Raw genomic sequence first — 20335 nt, forward strand, 5'->3', positions numbered from 1 at the left:
TGCGAGGCTGCCTGGGGCAAGAGCGGAACCATCACCCGCCTCTACTGACGCACATCCACGCTATAACTGACAACGGAAGGTCTGTAATGCAGGCTCACGAGGTCGCCTTCTTCAAGCTCATCGAGGGTGAGAAGCAGTTTCAGATCCCGTTGTACCAGCGCACCTACAGCTGGGGGCACCGGGAATGGGCGCGGCTGTGGGCGGACGTGCTCGAACACGCGGAGATCATCGCGGCCGGAGAGGACCGCACACCGCACTTCATCGGCTCGGTCGTCCTGGCGCCGGGCGTGATGTCGGCTGGAGACATCCAGCGGTGGCTGGTCGTCGACGGACAGCAGCGCCTGACGACGCTGATGCTGGCGAGTTGCGCACTGCGCGACCGGTTCCGCGAGATCGCGCCCCGTGAAGCCGACCGGATTCACAAGCAGTACCTGGTCAACGAGTACCGCGAGGGCCTCGACCACTTCCGGCTCCTGCCCACCCAGGCCGACCGGGAGGCCTTCACCGCGTGCATGGAGAGCGGGGCGACGGCCGGAGGCAGGGACGGCATCGGCGCCGCGTACCGCTTCTTCAAGCAGGCCCTGATCGACTACGACCCCGAGGGTGACGTGGCGGCGCTCAAGCGGCTGGAGACCGTCCTGCGCGGCCGACTGTCCGTCGTGGAGATCACCGCCGAGCAGGGCGACAACGTCTACCGGATCTTCGAGTCGCTCAACAACACCGGCGTCAAGCTCAGCCAGACCGACCTGCTCCGCAACTACGTCTTCATGCTGCTGCCGACGATCGGCGAACGCGTCTACACCAAGATCTGGCTGCCCATGCAGGAGGAGCTGGGCGCCGGCAACCTCGAACTGCTCGCCTGGCTCGACCTCGTGATCCGCGGCGACTACCGCGCCAAGCAGAGCGAGGTCTACCGCGCCCAGCAGCGCCGCCTCGGCGAGATCGTCGAGCGGGGCGGCGAGTCGGCCCTCGAAGGGGAGATCGCCGAGCTGTACCGGCGCGGCCGGCTGCTCATGCGGATGGTCGAACCGGCGCGGGAGCCGGACGCGCACCTCCGTGCCGCCCTGACGCGCCTGCAGGAGTGGGGCGGTCAGATCACCTTCCCCATCGCCCTGCACATGCTCGACCTGCTCGACCATGAGCGGGCCACGGCGGCCGAGGTCACCCGCGGGCTGTCCCACGTCGAGAGCTTCCTGGTCCGCCGGATGATCGCCGGCATGCCGACGAACAACCTCAACCGGATCCTCAACAGCGCCCCGAAGGAACTGGAGACGGACCGGCCGATCGACGATGCCGTGCACCGCTACCTGTCGGGGGAGCGTCGCTACTGGCCGTCCGACGAGCAGCTCCGCACCGCCATCAGGACGAGGCCGTTCTACTGGTCCGGCCGCCCGAACCAGCGTTTCTTCGTGCTCAAGCGGCTGGAGCAAAGCCACGGATCAAGCGAGCCGGTCGATTTCGCGGCGGCCAAGCTCACGATCGAGCACGTGATGCCGCAGACCGTCACGCAGGAATGGATGGACCTCCTGTCCGCTGAAGTGACCGACGAGGACGGTCCCGCAGAGCTCCATGCGGAGCTGCTGCACACACTCGGCAACCTCACATTGACGGCGGACAACTCCAAGCTCTCCAACAGCCCGTTCCACCGCAAGCAGGAGATCTTCGACGCCAGCGCGCTGCGCATGAACCGCGAGATCGCCGACGCGCCGGGCTGGGGCAAGGCGATGATCCTGGAACGCGCGGAGAGCCTGACCGGACGCTGCGTGTCCCTGTGGCCGGCGCCGCTGCCCGGCGGGTCCGACCTCGAGGACGAGCGCCGCACCTGGGTGCTGCTCCGGCGCCTGCTCGCCGAACTCCCCTCCGGCTCCTGGACGACCTTCGGCGACCTGGCCGCGGTCATCGGCTCGAACCCGGCCGGCGTCGGAACGTACATGGCCTCCCGGCCCGGCCTGGAGCACGCCCACCGCGTCCTCACCTCCGAGGGGACGGTGTCATCGTCGTTCCGCTGGCCCGACGATCGCGCCGCGACACCCCGCGACGTCCTCGAAACCGAGGGCGTGGCCTTCTCCGGTGGCGCCGCCGCCCCCCCCAGCGGCTCACCGCCAAGGACCTCGCCAGGCTCGTCGGCATGGACGCGCCCGAAGATCCCGACGACGACCGTGACAGCCCCGAGGACCGCTTCGCGGACCGGCTCTCCGCCCTCGGCGACGATATCTCCGGCCTCGTCGGCCAAGCCCTGCGGCACTGGATCGGCCGGGGCGGCGAACTCGACTTCGGAACGGCGGAGACGAGCTGCATCCCCGGGCTCGACCGCCCCGATGCCCACGGCTGGATCTGGCCCGTCGTCTTCTACCCGCGCAGCGCGAAGATCGAGGTGGTCTTCCAGCACCTCGCGAAGCGCCCTCCATTCGACGACGACGCCGTGCGCGAGGAGTTCCGCCGCCGCCTGAACCGCATCGACGGTGTCGACATCTCTGAGGACCGCCTCACCAAGCGTCCCAACATCCCCATCGCCGTGCTCTCCGGCGGCGGCCTCAAGCCATTCCTGGAAGCACTCGACTGGTTCATCGACCAGGTGAGCGCCGCCCTCCCCCGGGACGAAGAACCAGAGGACACCGAAACGGCCCACGCGGATCTCGGCGCCGAATTCCACAGCGCGATGCTGCTCCTTTACGCCCGCACCAAGACCGAAGCCGAATACAACGCCTCCGCGTTCCTGAGCATGGTCACCGAGCACGGCGGCGTAGGCGCCGCCAAACGCCTCCTGACCTCCCCGGCCGTCTCGGACGCCTTCACCGCCCTTCACGCACGCGACCGCCTGGACCTCACCGTGGAAGCCCACGCCCTCGACCCGCGATTCGCCCTTCTCTTCACCGAAGACGAACGGACCAATGCCCGCAGCCGCCTGGCCGAGGCCGGCTACCAACCGTGAGAAGGACGCGGGCAGACGGCGGTGCCCGGGCGGCGCTACCGCGCGCTAAGGAGCGCGGTTTCGCGCCGTTTTCGTTCTGATCCAGTGCCAGGCGCTGCGGGCGTAGGTGTTCAGGCGCTGGCTGAGGCGGCGGGCCCGGGGGAACTCGGTGCCGAGCAGTCCGAGTCCGGCGAGGATCGACACGATCCCGGGCCCCGGCAGTACCAGCATCGCGACGCCGGCCACCATCAGACCGACCCCGACGATCGTGACCGCGATCTTCCGCAGCAGCCGGACGGGCGCAGGGCCCGCCGGCGCGGGTGCCGCCTCCGCGTCCGACTCGGCTCGCTCCGACCCGGTCATGGTCACATCGCCCCCCGGGCTCGTTCGGCCTTTCCCTTTGGGACGACTCGGAACGTCGCCAAAGATCCCGATCAGGCCCCGGTGTGGCCAGCGCCACACCGATCGGGGACGGCTAGCATTTCGGCAATGAGGATCCGGTCTGCCGCGCTCCGGCCGCGCGGGCGCCCCGGGACGCTGGTTCACCGGATGGCCGAACGGCTGTGGAAGCGGCTCGGCGGGCGGGCGCAATGGCGGCTCGCCCGGCTGCGGCACCAGACGTTCCTGGTGTACGCGGGCGGGATCGTCCGGGACGATCAGGGCCGGGTCCTGCTGCTGCGGCACCGGCTCTGGCCCGCGTATCGCGCGTGGGGACTGCCCGGCGGATACATCAACGCCGGTGAACGGCTGGAGGACGGCGTCGCCCGCGAGATCCGCGAGGAGACGTCACTGGAGGTGGAGGTCACCGGGCGTCCCGTCGGCGTCGCCAGCGGGTTCCAGCACCGGGTGGAGGCGTACTACGAGGCCCGGGTGACGGGCGGGCGACTCGAACTCGACACCGCCGAGATCCTTGAGGCCCGCTGGTACGCCTTCGACGACCTGCCGGACGAGATGTCTCCGCGCCTCCAGAGGGTTCTCACATCTCTCTATGGCTGACCCTTTTCCTGGGCTCCCCCTCCGGTGGCCACGGTCTGCGAGACCGTGCGCTTGGTCATGCCGCTGGCGGCTGAATCGATGCCCCAAGTGAAGACTCTTTTCGGGTGGATGCGGATGAGTGCGCCGGTGTAGTGGGAGTCCTGCGGGGCGTCCTCGACGACGGTTTCGGCGCGTCCGCGGATCTCGATGCCGCGGACGCGCCACGGCTTGACCGAGGCCAGGTCGTCCACGACGAAGGCGACCTGGTCGTTGTGGCGGAGGTTGCGGAACTTGCGGGTCTTGGCGAGGTCGTAGCCGCGGATGTCGATGGTGCCGTTCTCAGCGTTGTAGGTGAATCCGACGGGATTGTTCTGGGGGTCGCCCCCAGGGCCGACGGTGGCCAAGCGGCCGAGGCGCTGGGTGCCGAGGTATTCGCGTTCGCTGTCTGTAAGGCTCATGACCCAAGCATGGGATCCCAAGCGCGGTTGAGGTCAAGCGCCCCCGCCGGCAGGCCATGGTCCACGCGCCCGCGCGCAGTGATGGCACCGTTGGCCACGGCCCACTGGCTGGTCCCGGGCCCGCCCGGTGTAGGCCGGGGCGGCGGGATCCCGAAGTATCTGATCTTTTTCTGTTATCGCCCGTCCTGTCGGGGGTCTGCAACGTATTCACAGGCACCCGACGAGAGGACGTGGCAGCACCATGGGCAACCCCAATCCCCCCAGGAGCGGAGGGCCGGGCCCGAAGCGGCGGCAGCGGACGGTGTCCGGGCGCGCGGCGGCGTGGACGGCCGCCGGCGCGGCGGGGCTGCTGGTGATCGGCGGGGTCGCCGGTACCGCGAGCGGCGCGTTCGGGGGCGGTTCCGGCGCCGCCCCGGCCGCGAGCGGCTCCTCGGCGTCGCCCGCCGCCTCCCCGCCGGCCGTCCCGGACGCCGCGGCGCCGACGCCCACCGCGACGGCCAGTCCCAAGCGCACCCGCGAACGGCCCCGGAAGACCGCGAAGCCGCGCACGCGGGCTCCTCGCACGACCCGTCCGGCCAAGCCCGCCAAGCCCCGGCCCGCCCGGTCCAAGGCACCGGCCGCGCCGGCGGGCGGAGGCGCCGCCGCGCAGGTCATCGCGCTGGTGAACAAGGAGCGCGCCAAGCAGGGATGCCGTGCCGTGACCTCCGACGCCAAGCTGGCGAAGGCGGCGCGGGGCCACTCCGCCGACATGGCGAGGCGGGGGTTCTTCAGCCACACCAACCCCGACGGCAAGGACCCCGGCGCCCGGGTCACCGCCACCGGTTACCGCTGGTCCACCTACGGCGAGAACATCGCCAAGGGGCAGCCGACCCCCGCGAGCGTGATGAAGTCCTGGATGAACAGCTCCGGGCACCGGGCCAACATCCTGAACTGCGCCTTCGCCGAGATCGGCATCGGTGTGGTGAAGTCGGGCGGCCCGTACTGGACGCAGGTCTTCGGCACGGCCCGCTGATCACCGGGGCGTCGCGAACACCTGCGTCCACCAAGGCCCCCCGGCGCCGCGGACGACCCCGATCCCGACCATCGTGAACCGGCAGTTCAGGATGTTGGCGCGGTGCCCGGAGCTGTTCATCCAGCCGTCCACGACGGCGGGCGGGGCGGTCTGGCCCTGGGCGATGTTCTCCGCCCACCCGCTCCAGCGGAATCCGGCGGCGGTGATCCGGTCCCCCGGGCCGCTGCCGCCGGAACCGCGGTGGTCGAGGGCGCGGCGCGCCGCCATGTCGGCGGAGTGGCGCTGCGCCGCCCGGTGCAGGGCCGGCGACACGCGCAGCGGACGGCACCCCGCCCTGGCCCGCTCGGCGTTGACCAGCCTGACGACCTGCTGCTCGGTCGTCGGCGCGGCCGCGCGAGTGGGACGTTCGACCCGGTCCTTGTCCGCCTTGTCGGGCGGGGGCGTGTGCGGCGGCGTCCGCTGGACGGGCGCCACGGGGTCGCGGACGGGAGGCGCCGCGTCCGGCGGCGCGTCCCGCACCCCCCAGAAGATCGCGGCGGCGGCGACGCCCACCGCCGCCGTCCCCGCCACCCAGGGGGCCGCGCCGGACAGCCCGCCGCCCTTACCTCCGGACAGCGCGCCCGCCTGACCGGCACCTCCGGACAGCCCGAGCCCCTGGCCCGCGCTCACCGCGGCGTCCGCGCCGGTCAGCGCGGCGTGGAGCGGATGCTCGGCGGGGAACGGCACCATCACCAGCCCCGCCAGCAGCGCCTCGGGCGGCGCCAGGTCCCGCTGGCGGGCGGCGCAGGGCCGGCACGACCGGATGTGCTTGGCGATCCGCTTGCGCCACAGCGGCGACGGGCGTGCGTCCCAGCCGACGAGCACCGCGTCGAGCGCGTCGCATCGCCGGCCGCTCACCACGCGGACGACGCCCCGGCACGTCGCCAGCTGCTTCTTCATCCGCTGCACGCGGACGGCCGCGTGCGGGGCCGACAGCCCCAGCCCGTCCGCCAGCTCCTTGCGGGTGAGATGCCCGGACGCCTCCAGCCACCACAGCCCGAGCAGTTCACGCTCGTCCGGGTCGAGCCACCGCGTCGCCTCGGCGATCTCCCGGCGCTGCTCCGACAGTTCCAGCCGCAGGACGGCCGTCTCGGCGAAGTCGGCCTCGGCGCCCGCGACCCGGGCCAGGTCCTCCGGGTCCATCGGGGTCCTGCCGCGCTGCGACCTCCAGCGGCGGCGCACCTGGTTCATGGCGATCGAGATGAGCCAGGACCGGAACCGCGCCGGCTCCCGCAGCCCGCTCAGCCCGCCGAGCGCCCGCAGCACCGACTCCTGGACGACGTCGTCCACGTCGGCGTGGCCGCCGAGCGCCCAGCCGACCACGTTGTAGAGCAGCGGCAGATGCTCGGCGACCAGCTGCTCGCGGGCGTCGTCGTCCCCCTCCTGAGCCGCCCGGACCAGCCGGTCCACATCCGTGCCCACACGCATTCCTCGTCCTCCAGAGACTCACCGCTGATCCTTCTGGAGACGTCCCAGAACACCGCAGATAACAAGAACCCGGCCAATTCTCCTCGGATCCCGGCCCTCCCGTCCGCCCCGCGGTGCGCGCAGGATCATCGTATGGGCGTGCGAGAGTGGGCCTCATACCGGTCAAAGCGCCACCGAGTACAGCCGCCTGGCGGCACCTGGCAGCACGGGACGGCTTCGAGGTCGCCTATTTTCAGCCCGGCGACGACGGCCATCGCATCGAGGGCGGCACCACCGCCGTCGAGGAGGGCCAGAGCTGGATCGTCACGTATCTCATCACCCTGGACGCCGCCTGGACCACGCGCAACGTCCAGATCACCGGCCGCGCCGCCGCCGGCTCCCACCGGCTCGTGCTGGAGGCCGACGGCGCCGGACACTGGCGCGTCGACGGCGAGGACAGCCGCCGGCGCTAGGACTATGTCTCGCCCGCTTTCGACTTCTCGTGCCGCCTGGTCTTCGACGAATCCGGACTCGTCCTCGACTACCCGGGCATCGCCGTCCGCACCGCTTGAGGTCGCCGGGACCCGGCAACGCCAGCCCGATCTCCTCACCGTCTTCTTCGGATTCGGAATCTTCAGCACCGACGCCGCCCTCGGATTCGGGGAGGGCGCGCGCGGCTTCTCCGCCCAGCCCCTCGGCTATCTGGACGAACGCACGCTCAACGCCGCTCGCAACGACGGCTATTCACGGGTCGGCTATCTCACCGAACCCGAGTTCGCCTCCGCAATGGCCTGCTAAGCCTGACTGCGGCGGGAAACAGAGCCCACTCGCTGCCACGTTCGGACGGGTACGGCGCCAGGTGGCCGACGACGCGCCGGCCAGGTCGGCCTTTCCGATGCCGGACGGCCATGGCCGCCGAGCCGGCTTCGTGCCGGTTCATCCGCCGACGTGACATGCCGGGGCGCATCCGACCGCGGCATCCACTCGAAATTGGGCCTCAAGTGGCGTGGACATCATCTGGGACAAGATCTATCCTCCGAACTCGAAAGCATTTCTCACGGAAAGGACGAGCCCGCCGCCCCCGGACTCAAACCGCATGCCATGTCACATTAAAGCATCGGTTTCATTATCTCATCGCGCCGCAAAGCTCCCTGTTCATGCCGTAAGAAAGGCCTGGTTATGGCGGAACCCCCGACCGGTGGTACCGAATCCGGAGGCGACCTGAAAGACACCGCCCCGTCGCATGCGAGGGGAGGCCCGCTCGACGGGGCGGCCCGCAAGCTCGGCCTGCGGACGGACCCCACCATCTTCTTCACCTCGGCCGGGCTGATGGTGCTGTTCCTGCTCCTGATGCTGCTGCTGCCCAGCCAGATCAACGACGTCTTCACGGCCGGCCGGGACTGGATCGTCACCAACCTGGGCTGGTTCTTCATCCTCGGCGTGACCACCTGGCTGGTCTTCCTCGCATGGGTGGCGTTCAGCCGGTACGGCAACCTCCGGCTCGGCGGTGACGACGCCCGTCCCGCGTACGGGAACCTCTCCTGGTTCGCGATGCTCTTCGCCGGCGGTATCGGCACCGTCCTCATGTTCTGGGGCGTCGCCGAGCCGATCACGCACTTCGCCAACCCGCCGATCGCCGGGGTGGAGCCGCACTCGGTCGAGGCCTCCAAGGAGGCCATGAACTTCTCCCTCTACCATCTGAGCCTGCACACCTGGGCGATCTTCACCCTGCCCGGTCTCGCGTTCGGCTTCTTCATCTACCGGTACAACCTGCCCATGCGGGTCAGTTCGGTGTTCTACCCGATACTGAAGGAGCGCATCCACGGCCCGATCGGGAAGACGATCGACATCTTCGCCGTCCTGGGCACCCTGTTCGGCCTGGCGGTATCGCTGGGGCTGGGCACATCGCAGGTCGCGGCGGGTCTCGAGGCTCTGACGCCGCTGCCGGACAGCGTCGGAACCCGGGTGCTGGTGATCACCGTGCTGACCGTCGTCGCGGTCAGCTCCATCGTCGTCGGCCTCGACAAGGGCGTGAAGCGGCTGTCGAACCTCAACATCCTGATGGCCGTCGGACTGATGCTCTTCGTCCTCTTCACCGGCGGTGAGCTGGTCTTCCTGTTCCGGCAGATCTTCGAGAGCACGGGACGGTACCTGGAGAGCATCGTCGGGATGTCCCTGTGGAACGACTCGCTGGCCGGTTACACCAAGGACGGCGGCTGGGGCTGGCAGGGCGACTGGACCGTCTTCTACTGGGCCTGGACGGTCACCTGGGCGCCGTTCATGGGAGTGTTCCTGGCGCGCATCTCCAAGGGCCGCACGATCCGCCAGTTCGTCGGGGGCGTCCTGGTCGCGCCGTCGCTGTTCACCCTGGTCTGGTTCGTCATCTTCGGCTGGTCGGCCATGCAGATCGACGGTATCGGCGGTGGCGGCGGTGAGCTGACCCGTGAGGTCGTCACCGAGGAGCAGATCCCGCTGGCGATGTTCGAGTTCTTCTCGAACTACCCGGCGGTGACCCTGATCCAGGGCCTTGCGGTCGTTGTGGTGGCGCTGTTCTTCGCGACGTCCTCGGACTCGGCGTCGCTGGTCGTGGACATGCTCTGCGTCGGCAAGGGGGACGCCGGGCCGGTTCGGCAGCGGGTCTTCTGGGGGGTGTCCGAGGGCGCCCTGGCCGCCTCGCTGATCGTGCTCGGCGGCGACGAGGCCCTGAACGCCTTGCAACAGGTCATCACGGTGATCGGACTTCCGATCTTCATCATGTCGTTCCTCATGATGTTCAGCCTCGCCATCGGGCTGAAACGGGAGTCGCACGCCGCGTACGCCGCACAGCTCGCAAAGATGCGGCAGCGGTCCGAGCCGCCGGCCGAATCGAAGCCGCCTCCAGAGGAGCTGACCAGCCGGTGACGCCGCTCCCGGGACGTCCGGTGTAGGCGGCGAGGACGTCGGCGACACCGTGAAGGGTGCGGCAGCCGGGCGTCCCGCAGCCGCGGCGGACCTCTGCCGCCGCGCGCCGCCGTCCACCTGCGCGGGCCAGGTGGACGGCGGCTCGCCGGTGCCTCGCGAGCCACGCCCGGCCCGGACGCTCCCGGCCATTCCGGTACCCCGGACGTCCGGCCGTCCGCCCACGGGACAAGGCCGGATCGGGATAGCATGCGGTGAAACGGAGGATATCTCCGGGGATGCGTATTGAATTGGGGTTCTAGTGGTGGAGGACGCTTCCGGTTCGGAGTGGCCGGGCGACCACGCGCCGTCCGTGGACCTGCGAACCGATGTGCCGCATTCGGCGCGCATGTACGACTTCTACCTCGGCGGCAAGGACAACTTCGCGGCCGACCGTGAAGCCGCCGCCAAGGTACTGGAGATCTTCCCCGACGTGGCCCCGGGCGCCCGCGCCAACCGTCGTTTCCTGGGGCGGGCGGTACGGTTCGCGGCCGGGCTCGGCATCCGCCAGTACGTCGACATCGGCACGGGCATCCCGGCGGCCGGCAACACCCACGAGGCCGCCCAGTCGGTGGCCCCCGAATCCCGCATCGTCTACGTCGACAACGATCCCATCGTCCTGACGCACGCGCGGGCCCTGCTCAGCAGCACGCCCGAAGGCCGCACCGCCTACCTGGACGCCGATTTCCGCGACCACGGCCGGATCCTGTCCGCGCCCGAGACGGCCGAGCTCATCGACTTCACGCAGCCGGTGGCGCTGCTCACCGTCGCGCTGCTGCATTTCGTCCCCGACGGGGACGACCCGGGCGGCGTCCTGGAGCGCTACAAGGCGGTCATGCCGCCGCGCAGCGTGATGATCTTCTCGCACGCCACCACGGATCTGGTGGACGACTCGGACGAGTCCCAGGCCGTGGTGCGCGCCTACAGCGGCGCCGGAGTGGGCCTCACGCCGCGCTCCCGGGACCGGGTCACGGAGTTCTTCACCGGCTGGGACCTGCTCGACCCCGGCGTCGTCCCGGTCACCGACTGGCGTCCCGACGGCAACCCTGACGACGCCGCACTGAAGGCGTCCCAGGCGGGAGCCTTCGGCGGCGTGGCGATCAAACCCGCCTGACCCGCGCGCCGCGCGCGCCGCGCGCTTGCCCGCCGATGGCGGTGTCCGCGGCCCCGCGCGAGCCGCACCCGGTGACCGTCACAGCGTCTGCGTGCGCGGGGAGCATCGCGTCCTGAGCGGACACCGTCAGCCGACGAGGCGGCCTTGCTGGACGACGACCGTCTGCTCGGCATCCGCGATGAAAGCCCGCCCTGCGGCCATCGTCATGGAAACGGCTCCGATAGGCAGTGACCACAGATCGGCGCCGGTTCCGGAATTCAGAGCCCATACTCTCGGCGCATCGGGACTTGTCGAACCCGAGACCAGCACGGCGTCGGGGTGGGCGGCGAACAGCTCGATCTTCGGTAGTTCCCGGGACCAGACCTTCTTTCCCGTTGCCGGGCTGCAGGCGTGCACCCCGAATTCGTCCTCGGCAAGGGGGTCGCGGTGGTAAAGGAGGTCGCCTGCGAGGCCGGGAAAAGATCCCTTCACCCTCCAGGCGGAGTCTCCGGTGTTCCTGTCGAGGGCGTGGATCTCGCCGCGGTCCTCGAAAACGAGCAAGTCCTTTGTGAAAAGCAGATTGTCCGTCCCGGCGCGTGCCGCCCAGACCTGCCGTCCGGAAGCCAGGTCCAGCGCCAGCAGCGTGTGAGAACCGTCCACGGACGTTTTCCCCGCGTAGAGGTAGCGGCCCACCTTTGTATATTGGGACGACGGATTCCTGCCCAGCTGCACTGTCCAGCGCACGCGCCCGTCCCGGGCATCGTGCGCCGCAATGCGTTGCTCGATCGCAGCGAAAACCATTCCACCGCCAACGCCGACCACCTCGGTGAGCGCCTTCTGCGGGACGCTCCAGATCGTGCGGCCGGTCGCGGGGTCGAGGACGGTCAGGTGCTGAGCACCCGAGCAGTAAAGACGCCCATCGGTGAGCACTGGAGTACTGATGCTGAAACCGTCGAAATCGCGCCGCCAGGCCACAGCCCCAGTGGTCGCGGTCAGCGCGACGACCGAACTCGTCCCGCCCGGTTGACCAGGCTCGCCATTGCTCACTGCGGTGATGACGAGTCCCGGGGCCAGGACGAGCGGCGACTGGATCATGCCCTGCGTGTCCGAACGCCAGACCGGACGCGGCACGGCGAGTCCGATCCCGTGCACGACCCCCTGGTTGTCGGCCATGTAGAGGGTCCGTGCGTCCCGGCTCCAACCCGACCAGGCGTTGCCGGGGGCGGCCAGCGGCCAATGACCCGAACCGGCCGTGGGCACGGGTGTGAAGACCACGGGAGGCTCGCTGTCGTCGCCGCCGTCGAGCAAGCGGCGCCCCGCCCAACCGGCCCCCACGGCCGCGAGACAGGCCGAAGCGAGGAAGAGCCGCCTTGACGTCTGCTTCACAGCGCGTTCCCTTCGGGAGGCCTAAACGGTGCCTGCTGTGCGAAAAGGTCTGCCATCCCAGTCCACGACCGAATTCTTTTGTTCCTTGCCCGGGATCGTCCATACCAGCTCGATCTGCCAGCGAACGTCAGTGGAGCCGGGCTTGCCTGTGATGCGCAGGGCTTCGGGATCCGATTGCGTCAGGCTCATTGGCAACGACAGGCGCCGGACCTTCTCGGCTCTCGCGTGCTCAGCGGGACGCGTCTTGGAATTCGGCGCGGCGACCGCCGATTGCGGCCACCTCCGGTAGATCTCACGGGCGGACACCGCTCGCCCGATGGGCAGCACGTCCAACGGCACCTCGAACCAGGAGAACTCTCCCGGTCCCCCGCACGGCAAGCGCAGCGGTTCCATCGGGATCGCCGGCTTGCGCTCGATCACCTTGATACGGACATCGGTCAGCACCGCGGTCTGGTCCCGCGGCCCGGCCGCGAAGATGTCGATGTCGAGTCCGTCCATCGCGGCGGCGTCGTGGTCGCCGGCCCATTTGCCGAACGCGGTCTGATCCCTCATCAAGGCCAGGGCCTCGCCGCTGTCCTGCGCCGGAGGACGGTAGCCACCGCTACGGGGGACACCCCAACGCTGATCGCAGGGACTATTGATGGCCGACGCCGTGATTTCGACCTTCGGCTCGTCCCCGAACAACCGCCCCACCGCCTGGGTCACCTTATTGCCGACCGGAGCGAACATGGCCGTCAGAAAAAGAGCGATCACCACACTGACTGCACCTGTGGCAAGAATTTTGGACGAGCGCTCTCCTTCCCCTTGCCCGCCACGCCGCCGAATCCGCAAGAAGTCCCCCTATCCAGCACCATCGATGAATCCGGTCACCCGCAATTCATCCCTGGGACCACCGGCCGCCCCGCAAACGCCGGACATCTCCTCACCGAGGATACCTGCAAAAGGATCACAAACCGCACCGCAACCCTGCCGACCCATGTCCAGAAATGGACAACGAGACGGTGAGCGAGGTGCCGCTTGTGCTGCTCGTAGAAGTACGAAGGAGGTCCGGGAATGTGTCTCGCGGCGTCGCCGCAACTTCGCAAACCGTCCGCTTGTGCACCGATCAGACAGGGCCTCGGACGGGGTCCCCTCCGCGCCGGCCGACGGGTCACGAGATCGGTTCGAGCGGTCCTGCTCACGTGCGAGCGCTTCCCGTCTGCGTTGTGGCCACGGGGCCTTCTTCGTTGCCGGGTGCGGCCTCGCCGGCGGCAGCCTCGACCAGCTGGATGGCACATTCCGGCCAGTGGCGCTCGTGGTGATCGAGGTGGGCGCCGGGAATCCTCTACTTCACCGGCTCGCCGCATCGGCTCCCCGCATCCAGTTCTCCATTGCACGGCGGGCCGGAATCGAAGGATGTGGGCATGGCCGAGGAGCGTTACCGGACCGTCTTTCATACCGAGCTGCCCGCCGACGAGGCATTCTCCGCCGCGGAGCAGCAGTTGCGCGGCTGGCTGGGTCAGAAGAACCTCGATCAGAAGGCGTTCGACAAGGGAGTTCCGCGGGTCGGTCCTGAGGGTGAGCTGCTTCTCGTGCTGGCACGGAACTCGGCCGACGGCACGCAGACGAAGCGGTGGCAACTCCGCGAGCCCGAGCAGGACGGTTCCTGGGTGTCGACCTTGACCGTCCACGCGGCGGGACGGGTGCGTGATCGTGCTCGCAGCTGGTTCTGGCTGGACGTCGAGTTCCTCGGCGCACCGTCCGACGAGCAGGATTCGCGCAAGGGGCGCAGACCGGGTGTTCCCCGCCTCGCCAGGGCGCTCCTCGGCGCGGTGGACGCGCGTGACTCTCTCGCCGAGTTGCGGGAGAGGCCGGTCCTGGTGCGGCCTCCCGACGTCGAGGCGCTGATCGACGTCCTGTGCGATCCGGACCGCCGGATGCCGGTGATCGTCGCGAGCGCCCATGTCAGGCGCGAGTTCGGGGACTGGCGCGAGAGCATCGACCGGACCACGTGGACCGCCACCGGTCTGGCGAGCCTCTACCTGCTCGATCCACCCGCCACGAACCAGTTCAACTCCGAGATCGGCGAGTCCCACAGGGTGTGGGCCGGGGCGGTGCGCACCTACCTCCCGGACGTGGATCCCGCGAGCGACCGGGATGCGCTCCGCCACAGGGTGCTGACCGCGTCGCAGATCGAGGACAACGAGGCACGCGCCAAGGCGTTGCTCTCCGGACTTCCACGGAGGCTGAGCGCGGAAGCGCTGCTGCCCCGTCCCCTCACCGGCCTCAGCAGAGCGCTCCTCGCCGAGCGGCCTCCCGCGGACCCCGCCGGCGGCGTTCCATCGGCGGGCGTCCAGGAGGCCGCCGACACGCTCTTCAAGGAGGTCAGCAGGATCAAGGGGAATCTGGATGCGGCCCTGGAGCTGGTCACCGAGGCGGAGGAGACCGAGAGACGCCTCGCTCGGCGCAATGACGAACTGGCCGCCCTCAGCGTCGAGTTCGACGCCGCCAACCAGCGCGCCGAGTACCTTCAGGCCCAGGTGCGGGCTTTGCGGCATCGACTCGTCCAAGCAGGACATCAGACCGACGGCCACACGCCCCCGGATGAGCAGACCCTCCTGCCCACGTCCGCGGCCGAGGTCGTGGACCGTATCGCCGAGCTGGAGCGGATCGTCTTCACCGGCGACATCGACCACCCCTTGGAACTGGACATGATGCCGAGCGCCTCGTCGTGGGCGCAGACCGCGTGGCAGGCCCTCCTCGCCATGGACGACTACGCGGCGGCGAGCGCCGACGGCCGGTTCGGCGGCGGCTTCTTCGCCTGGTGCAAGGAGCCGCCGGCGGCGGGCCGCGCCATCAGTGCCGGCAAGGTCGCCGCCGACGAGTCGGAAACCGTGAAGGGCAACGCGAAGATGAGCCGCCGGCGAATGCTGCCGGTGCCGGAGGACGTGGACCCGTCCGGCGAGGTTCACATGTGGGCGCACATCAGGCTCGGCGGCGGCGCCGGAATGAGCGCCCCCCGGATGCACTACTTCGACGACGTCAAGAACACCGGGAAGGTCTACATCGGCTATCTCGGCCCGCACCTCCCGGTCAGGTCGACCAACTGACCGGTCGGCGCGGCGAGGGTTTGACCTTGACGTTGCGTCAACGTTTGTAATGGGGGTATGCGAATCGGTGAACTCGCCGCGCTGGTCGGGGTGTCGACCCGGACCGTGCGGCACTACCACCACCTGGGGCTGTTGCCCGAACCGGTACGGCTCGCGAACGGGTACCGGGAGTACGGAGGTCCTGCGGGGGCTTCCATCGGGGTCGCGGTTCGCCGAGCTCGACTCGGAGATGCCGGCACTGGTCGACACTGCGGCCGGGCCTGGTGGACGCGACACGTTCGTGGAGATGCTGCGTCCGCTCATGGCGATGGCGCGGGACACCAGAATCTATTCGCGACTGGATGAGATCGCGGAGGCGCGGCCCGACGACCCGCGTGTCGCCGAGATCGCCGAAGACCTCGCCGGGTTGTTGTCGGTGGAGATGGCGGAACTCATTCTCACGCACGGTTCGGAGGGTGAGTGGCTGGACGAGAGGGAGGCGGTCGTTGCGGCGGCTCTTCTGCTGGAATCGGTCGTCGCGTGCCGGCTGGTCCGGCAGAAGCGGCGGGACGGCGCCGGGTGGCCGGCCGCCTTTCGCGGGGTCGGCGAGCTGGTGCCCGATCCGGTGCGCAGGATCATGGGCTTCGATCTGCGGGGAATGGTCAGCCTGGGCTTGTTCGTGGCGCGCCGCCGACATGGTGTTCCACCGGATTCGGTCGATCATCGCGTCGTGTGTCACTCGGCCGCATGTCCTGTCGGAGGACGAGCTGCGAATCCAGACGAACGCGGTGGTGGAGCTGAAGGAGCCGATCACTGCGCCGCGTCCCCTGGGCGGACGGGTCAAGGTACGGACGATCCGCTTCTTCGCCGACGACCCGTCCCCGGTGCTCGACTCCGAAACCGGCAGCGCCCCTCAGCCGGACACGGCACGTGGAACGACGCTCAAGCAGGCAAGCCGGCGCTGACGCACAAACTGTCCAGTCCTTTCCATCAAACCGGCTGACACCTTTCCCGGTGCCGAACCACATGGTCTTGTCCTTGTCGATGAACATCGCGTAGACCTCGTTGCCTGCCAGGCCATCGCGGGTGGTCAGCGTGCGCCATACCTCGCCGTCGCGGATCGAGACCGCCCTCGGTCGTGCCGAACCACATCCGCCCTTCCGGGTCTTCGAACATCGAATAGACACGTCGCCCGCCAGACCGTCGCGCCTGGTGAACCGCCGCCATCCCGACCCGTCCCAGCAGCCGACTCCGGCGCCTCGTCCTCCGTCGTAGGTGCCGATCCAGATGCGGCCTTTGGGAGTCCTCGAGGACTTTGAGGACCTCCAGCCCCGGTGCACCCTGTTCTATGGTGACGGCTCGCCACCGCAATCATCGGCGGCGGGGGTCTGCAGCTCTGATAGACAGATCCGTACCTGATCATGGTCACGACCGGGATGGAGGAATCGTTGCTCTCGGACTATCAGCAACGGCTGCGCGACCGGCTTCTGGCCGCTCCCGTCCTCGCTCCCCCGCCGCCCTGGCAGCCGGCGCTGGACCGGAGCACACCCATCGGCGGGCTGCTGGGAATCGGCTTCGCCGCACATCCAGAAAACGGACGTGACCTAGTCATGGTGGTCTCCCAGGGCGGCCACGGGCTCTTCGACGCGGTCACCGGCGAGAAGATCGCCCGAAACCGTGATCCCGACCCGGACACCAGCACGCCCGACGCCTCTACGGACTTGACCTGCCCCGGGCTCGGACCGATCACCGGAACCCGGGTGCACATCGCCGGTCTCTTCGGCGGAGGACTCCACCACACCACCTCCGACGGCTGGGCCCTGGACATCGTCACTCCCGAATGGCCCAACGACCGCGTCTTGCTCTCTGCAGGCGGCGACCTCTACAAGGACCCGCACGGAGAAGGCTGGTGGCACATCTTCCACTCCAACTACTCCACCTTCCGCTCCGCCGGATTCTCCCCCACCGGACTCACCCTCGCGGTCGCCACCAGCAGCGACCTCACCCTCTGGACCCGACCAACCGTTCCTCATCAGTGATCAGGAGTCGGTCCTGGACCCGCGTCCCGGGCACTACAACACGTCCCGGGCACTGGACCCACGTCCCGGGCACTGCATGCGTCCCGGGCACTGCATGCGTCCCGGGCACTACACGCGTCCCGGGCACTGCGCGCGTCCCGGGCATCGGCGGATGCGCTGCTCACCAGCAAGGCTCGGCCATATCCGCCCCATCGCTGCGGCGAGCCCACTGCGTCGGCGCGGACGCAGGGCCTATCTGGCGAGTACGGCCGGCATGTCCAACCGCGTCAGCTTCCGCGGGTTGGCCATCGCGTGGATCCGGGTCACGCACCCGTCCTCCACCACCAGGCTCAACGCGGCCACCTGGCCGTCGATCTCGACCCGCCCGGCCGGCGCCCCGTTGAGCCAGACGGCCGACACCGTCCAGTCCGGGCGCGCGAGCAGTTCCGCGACGAGCCCGGCCCCGTGGATCGGAGCCCGGGCGGCGGACGCGCGCCCGCCGCCGTCGGCGATCAGGACCACGTCCGGCGCCATGACGTCCATCAGCTCCCCTACCTGCCCGGTGCGCACCGCCGCCAGGAACCGCTCCACCACGGCTTGCTGCTCCGACCGGCTCACCCGCACCCGGGGCCGCCGGGCCGCCACACGCTCGCGGGCCCGCCGCGCGATCTGCCGGACCGTGGCCGCGGGCTTGCCGACGGCCTCGGCGATCTCGCCGTAGGGCATCTCGAAGACCTCGCGGAGCACGAACACCGCACGTTCCGTCGGAGCGAGCGTTTCCAGGACGGTCAGCATCGCGATCGAGACACTTTCCGCGAGGTCGATGTCCTCGGCGACGTCGGGGCTGGTCAGCAGCGGTTCCGGCAGCCATTCGCCGACGTAGTCCTCGCGGCGGCGTGACAGCGTGCGCAGCCGGTTGAGCGCCTGCCGGGTGACGAGCCGGACCAGATAGGCCCTCGGGGCGCTCACCTGCGCGTGGTCGACGGCGGCCCACCGCAGCCAGGAATCCTGCAGGACGTCCTCGGCGTCGGCCGCCGACCCGAGCATCTCGTAGGCGACGGTGAACAGCAGGCTGCGGTGGGTGAGGAACAGGTCCGCGGTCATGCCGTCGATACCGCGCCGGGCCCGTCCGGGACCTCGGCCAGCGGAATCTCGCAGGCGTCGGAGAAACCCTGCGAGGTGACCCCGTTCGCCACGTTGGCCCTGGTCGCCATGTTGACGTAGGCGATGTGGACGGTGAGCTCGACCATCGCCGCCGGGCCGAACCGCTCCAGCAGACTCCCGTACTGCTCGTCGGTGACGGTCGGCGGCGTGTTCGACATGGCCTCGGCGTACTCCATCACGTCCCGCTCCAGCGGGGTGAACACATCCGAGGTCCGCCAGCGCGGCACCTGGCTCGCCTTGGCGAGGTCCAGATCGTCGTTCCGAGCCTGGAAGTAGCCGACGTCGAGGCACCAGCTGCAGCCGATCTGCGCCGCGACGGCCATGTGCGCGAACGACTTGAGGCTCGTGTCGGCCGCACTCCACGCGCCCGCCTTGGCGCCGAACTCCAGATTGTCCTGGGCGAGCGCGGGGCTGTGCCACAGCACTTCGGCGTTCTCGAGTACACCGCCCAGCTGCTTGATCATGTTCTCCTTGAGCTCGTCGGGAAGCTCGGCCTTCGGGAGGCGCAGCGTCATGACGTTCCCCTTACGGGTTCGCGTTGGCAGGTCGTCATGAAGACACCGCCGGCCCCTTCGAACGTGACAGCAGGGCCGGCAAGGACCCGTTTCCGATGCGGCACCCGTACCGGCTGGGCGTCGGGCACATCTTCCGGCCGGAATTCGCGGGATCGGCCGAACGCTGCCGGGCGGCACTCAGCTGAGCCGGCCCGGAGTCGGTCGGCGACTTCTACGCGGCGCGACCCGCGCCGCACGAACCGGGGTAAAGTGCATTTGTGAAAGCCGCGGTTCATTTAAAGTACGGCCCGCCGGACGTGGTCCGGATCGCCGAGGTGGACAAGCCCTCGGTCGGGGACAATGACGTTCTCGTCAGGGTGCATGCGACGACGGTGAACCGGACGGACTGCGCCTACCGTGCGGCCAAGCCGTTCTTCATGCGGTCTGTCACCGGGCTCGTCCGGCCACGGCGCAAGGTGCTGGGGACCGAGTTCGCGGGAGTCGTGGAGGCGGTGGGGGGCGGCGTCGCTTCCTTCGCCGTGGGTGACAGGGTCTTCGGGTACAACGAGGGTGCGTTCGGGACGCATGCCGAGTACCTGTCGGTCGCGCAGGACGGCGCGATCGCGACCATGCCGGCGGGCATGACGTTCGGGGAGGCCGCTCCCGGTACCGAAGGTTCGCACTACGCGCTGGCCTCCATCAGGAAGACGGGGATCGAAGCCGGCCAGGACGTCCTGGTCTATGGCGCGACCGGCGCCATCGGCTCGGCGGCGGTGCAGTTGTTGAAGCATCTCGACGCCACGGTGACCGCGGTTTGCGACACCGCGAACCTTGGAATGGTGCGCGGCCTGGGCGCCGACCGGGTCGTCGACTACACGGTCGCGGACTTCACCGCGGACGAGCAGCGATACGACGTGGTCATCGACGCGGTCGGCAAGACCACGTTCGGGCAGTGCAGGCGGCTGTTGAAACCCCGCGGAATCTACGTGTTCTCGGACTTGGGGCCCTGGTGGCAGAACCCCGTCCTTGCGCTTGTCACGCCGTTGTTCCGCGGGAAGAAGGTTCAGTTGGCCGTCCCCCGGCAGGACGCGGAGATGGTGCGGTACTTGCGGGAGCTGATCGCGGCCGGCCGGTTCAGCCCGGTCATCGACCGGCGGTATCCGCTGGAACGGATCGTCGACGCATACCGGTACGTCGAGACCGGCCAGAAGATCGGCAACGTCGTCATCGACGTCGTACCTCCGACCTGACCGGCCCTGGCCGACCAGTGCGCCAAGCCGAGGCCGGGCGGCGGCGTTCCGGCCACATTTCCGCAGTCGACGACCGACCGCACCCTTCTCGTCCTCGGCCTCGAAGGTCAGACCAGCGAGCCC

Annotated in this window: 19 protein-coding genes and 1 pseudogene; 13 read left to right on the plus strand and 7 right to left on the minus strand. The window is 69.4% G+C overall.

Annotated features, from left to right (window positions below):
- Window positions 1–86: 86 nt before the first annotated feature.
- The gene (locus E1285_RS13925; protein WP_207946581.1) at window positions 87–2450 is read left to right on the plus strand and encodes a DUF262 domain-containing protein; all 2364 of its coding nucleotides are present in this window, start codon (window positions 87–89) and stop codon (window positions 2448–2450) included.
- Window positions 2423–2932, plus strand: a complete 510-nt coding sequence (locus E1285_RS46605) for a hypothetical protein (RefSeq protein ID WP_207946582.1) — start codon at window positions 2423–2425, stop codon at window positions 2930–2932. Before E1285_RS13925 ends, E1285_RS46605 begins: the two co-directional genes overlap by 28 nt.
- Before the next feature lie 45 nt (window positions 2933–2977).
- On the opposite strand, the gene E1285_RS13930 is transcribed toward E1285_RS46605, so the two are convergent.
- On the minus strand, window positions 2978–3274 hold the full coding sequence (locus E1285_RS13930) for a PGPGW domain-containing protein (protein ID WP_132151930.1): 297 nt from the start codon (window positions 3272–3274) through the stop codon (window positions 2978–2980).
- Window positions 3275–3400: 126 nt separating this feature from the next.
- On the opposite strand from E1285_RS13930, the gene E1285_RS13935 reads away from it, so the two are divergent.
- The gene (locus E1285_RS13935; protein ID WP_165966607.1) at window positions 3401–3907 is read left to right on the plus strand and encodes an NUDIX domain-containing protein; all 507 of its coding nucleotides are present in this window, start codon (window positions 3401–3403) and stop codon (window positions 3905–3907) included.
- On the opposite strand, the gene E1285_RS13940 is transcribed toward E1285_RS13935, so the two are convergent.
- The gene (locus E1285_RS13940) at window positions 3898–4344 is read right to left on the minus strand and encodes a PPOX class F420-dependent oxidoreductase (protein ID WP_132151932.1); all 447 of its coding nucleotides are present in this window, start codon (window positions 4342–4344) and stop codon (window positions 3898–3900) included. The two genes, E1285_RS13935 and E1285_RS13940, sit on opposite strands and share 10 nt — an antisense overlap.
- 241 nt (window positions 4345–4585) lie before the next feature.
- Here E1285_RS13940 and E1285_RS13945 point away from each other — a divergent pair, with 241 nt between their 5' ends.
- The gene (locus E1285_RS13945) at window positions 4586–5356 is read left to right on the plus strand and encodes a CAP domain-containing protein (RefSeq protein WP_132151934.1); all 771 of its coding nucleotides are present in this window, start codon (window positions 4586–4588) and stop codon (window positions 5354–5356) included.
- Here E1285_RS13945 and E1285_RS13950 read toward each other — a convergent pair whose 3' ends face one another.
- Window positions 5357–6817 carry a sigma-70 family RNA polymerase sigma factor gene (locus E1285_RS13950; RefSeq protein ID WP_207946583.1) on the minus strand — a complete coding sequence of 487 codons (1461 nt, stop codon included), beginning with the start codon at window positions 6815–6817 and terminating at the stop codon, window positions 5357–5359.
- A 152-nt stretch (window positions 6818–6969) separates the two neighbouring features.
- Here E1285_RS13950 and E1285_RS13955 point away from each other — a divergent pair, with 152 nt between their 5' ends.
- From E1285_RS13955 to E1285_RS13965, 4 genes are all read left to right on the plus strand, one after another.
- Window positions 6970–7275 carry a putative glycolipid-binding domain-containing protein gene (locus E1285_RS13955; RefSeq protein WP_207946584.1) on the plus strand — a complete coding sequence of 102 codons (306 nt, stop codon included), beginning with the start codon at window positions 6970–6972 and terminating at the stop codon, window positions 7273–7275.
- Between the two features lie 4 nt (window positions 7276–7279).
- Window positions 7280–7600, plus strand: a complete 321-nt coding sequence (locus E1285_RS45580) for a hypothetical protein (protein WP_165966605.1) — start codon at window positions 7280–7282, stop codon at window positions 7598–7600.
- Between the two features lie 381 nt (window positions 7601–7981).
- Window positions 7982–9703 carry a BCCT family transporter gene (locus E1285_RS13960; protein WP_132151938.1) on the plus strand — a complete coding sequence of 574 codons (1722 nt, stop codon included), beginning with the start codon at window positions 7982–7984 and terminating at the stop codon, window positions 9701–9703.
- A 301-nt stretch (window positions 9704–10004) separates the two neighbouring features.
- Window positions 10005–10853, plus strand: coding sequence for an SAM-dependent methyltransferase (locus tag E1285_RS13965; RefSeq protein WP_243722765.1), 849 nt, complete (start codon window positions 10005–10007; stop codon window positions 10851–10853).
- Window positions 10854–10979: 126 nt separating this feature from the next.
- Here E1285_RS13965 and E1285_RS13970 read toward each other — a convergent pair whose 3' ends face one another.
- Entirely contained in the window at window positions 10980–12218 is a 1239-nt protein-coding gene (locus tag E1285_RS13970; RefSeq protein WP_132151940.1) for a PQQ-like beta-propeller repeat protein, read from the minus strand.
- Between the two features lie 21 nt (window positions 12219–12239).
- On the minus strand, window positions 12240–12974 hold the full coding sequence (locus E1285_RS13975; protein ID WP_132151942.1) for a hypothetical protein: 735 nt from the start codon (window positions 12972–12974) through the stop codon (window positions 12240–12242).
- Between the two features lie 647 nt (window positions 12975–13621).
- Between E1285_RS13975 and E1285_RS13980 the strand changes: the two genes are divergently transcribed.
- From E1285_RS13980 to E1285_RS14000, 4 genes and pseudogenes are all read left to right on the plus strand, one after another.
- Window positions 13622–15307, plus strand: a complete 1686-nt coding sequence (locus E1285_RS13980) for a hypothetical protein (RefSeq protein ID WP_132151944.1) — start codon at window positions 13622–13624, stop codon at window positions 15305–15307.
- Between the two features lie 57 nt (window positions 15308–15364).
- Window positions 15365–15481: pseudogene (locus tag E1285_RS47320) on the plus strand (MerR family DNA-binding transcriptional regulator); the annotation flags it as partial.
- Window positions 15482–15593: 112 nt separating this feature from the next.
- Window positions 15594–16289 (plus strand): hypothetical protein, encoded by a 696-nt coding sequence (locus E1285_RS47325; RefSeq protein ID WP_132151946.1) that lies wholly within the window; start codon window positions 15594–15596, stop codon window positions 16287–16289.
- Between the two features lie 445 nt (window positions 16290–16734).
- Window positions 16735–17325 carry a hypothetical protein gene (locus tag E1285_RS14000; RefSeq protein ID WP_132151950.1) on the plus strand — a complete coding sequence of 197 codons (591 nt, stop codon included), beginning with the start codon at window positions 16735–16737 and terminating at the stop codon, window positions 17323–17325.
- A gap of 231 nt (window positions 17326–17556) precedes the next feature.
- Here E1285_RS14000 and sigJ read toward each other — a convergent pair whose 3' ends face one another.
- Both sigJ and E1285_RS14010 read right to left on the minus strand, forming a co-directional pair.
- Complete coding sequence (sigJ, locus tag E1285_RS14005) at window positions 17557–18408, minus strand: RNA polymerase sigma factor SigJ (RefSeq protein WP_132151952.1); 852 nt, start codon at window positions 18406–18408, stop codon at window positions 17557–17559.
- Entirely contained in the window at window positions 18405–18983 is a 579-nt protein-coding gene (locus E1285_RS14010) for a carboxymuconolactone decarboxylase family protein (protein ID WP_132151954.1), read from the minus strand. The genes sigJ and E1285_RS14010 overlap by 4 nt, the downstream gene beginning before the upstream one ends.
- Before the next feature lie 257 nt (window positions 18984–19240).
- On the opposite strand from E1285_RS14010, the gene E1285_RS14015 reads away from it, so the two are divergent.
- Complete coding sequence (locus tag E1285_RS14015; RefSeq protein WP_132151956.1) at window positions 19241–20212, plus strand: NAD(P)-dependent alcohol dehydrogenase; 972 nt, start codon at window positions 19241–19243, stop codon at window positions 20210–20212.
- Window positions 20213–20335 lie beyond the last annotated feature (123 nt).

It is taken from the genome of Actinomadura sp. 7K507 (assembly GCF_004348425.1).
Taxonomy (GTDB): Bacteria; Actinomycetota; Actinomycetes; order Streptosporangiales; family Streptosporangiaceae; genus Spirillospora.

Bases quoted from the DNA above. Each gene is read 5' to 3' on its own strand.
- E1285_RS45580 (WP_165966605.1), top strand. From the start codon at position 7,280: ATGTCTCGCCCGCTTTCGACTTCTCGTGCCGCCTGGTCTTCGACGAAT.
- E1285_RS47325 (WP_132151946.1), top strand. From the start codon at position 15,594: ATGCTGCGTCCGCTCATGGCGATGGCGCGGGACACCAGAATCTATTCG.
- E1285_RS13925 (WP_207946581.1), top strand. From the start codon at position 87: ATGCAGGCTCACGAGGTCGCCTTCTTCAAGCTCATCGAGGGTGAGAAG.
- E1285_RS13935 (WP_165966607.1), top strand. From the start codon at position 3,401: ATGAGGATCCGGTCTGCCGCGCTCCGGCCGCGCGGGCGCCCCGGGACG.
- E1285_RS13960 (WP_132151938.1), top strand. From the start codon at position 7,982: ATGGCGGAACCCCCGACCGGTGGTACCGAATCCGGAGGCGACCTGAAA.
- E1285_RS13940 (WP_132151932.1), bottom strand. From the start codon at position 4,344: ATGAGCCTTACAGACAGCGAACGCGAATACCTCGGCACCCAGCGCCTC.
- E1285_RS14010 (WP_132151954.1), bottom strand. From the start codon at position 18,983: ATGACGCTGCGCCTCCCGAAGGCCGAGCTTCCCGACGAGCTCAAGGAG.
- E1285_RS13930 (WP_132151930.1), bottom strand. From the start codon at position 3,274: ATGACCGGGTCGGAGCGAGCCGAGTCGGACGCGGAGGCGGCACCCGCG.
- E1285_RS13945 (WP_132151934.1), top strand. From the start codon at position 4,586: ATGGGCAACCCCAATCCCCCCAGGAGCGGAGGGCCGGGCCCGAAGCGG.
- E1285_RS13980 (WP_132151944.1), top strand. From the start codon at position 13,622: ATGGCCGAGGAGCGTTACCGGACCGTCTTTCATACCGAGCTGCCCGCC.
- sigJ (WP_132151952.1), bottom strand. From the start codon at position 18,408: ATGACCGCGGACCTGTTCCTCACCCACCGCAGCCTGCTGTTCACCGTC.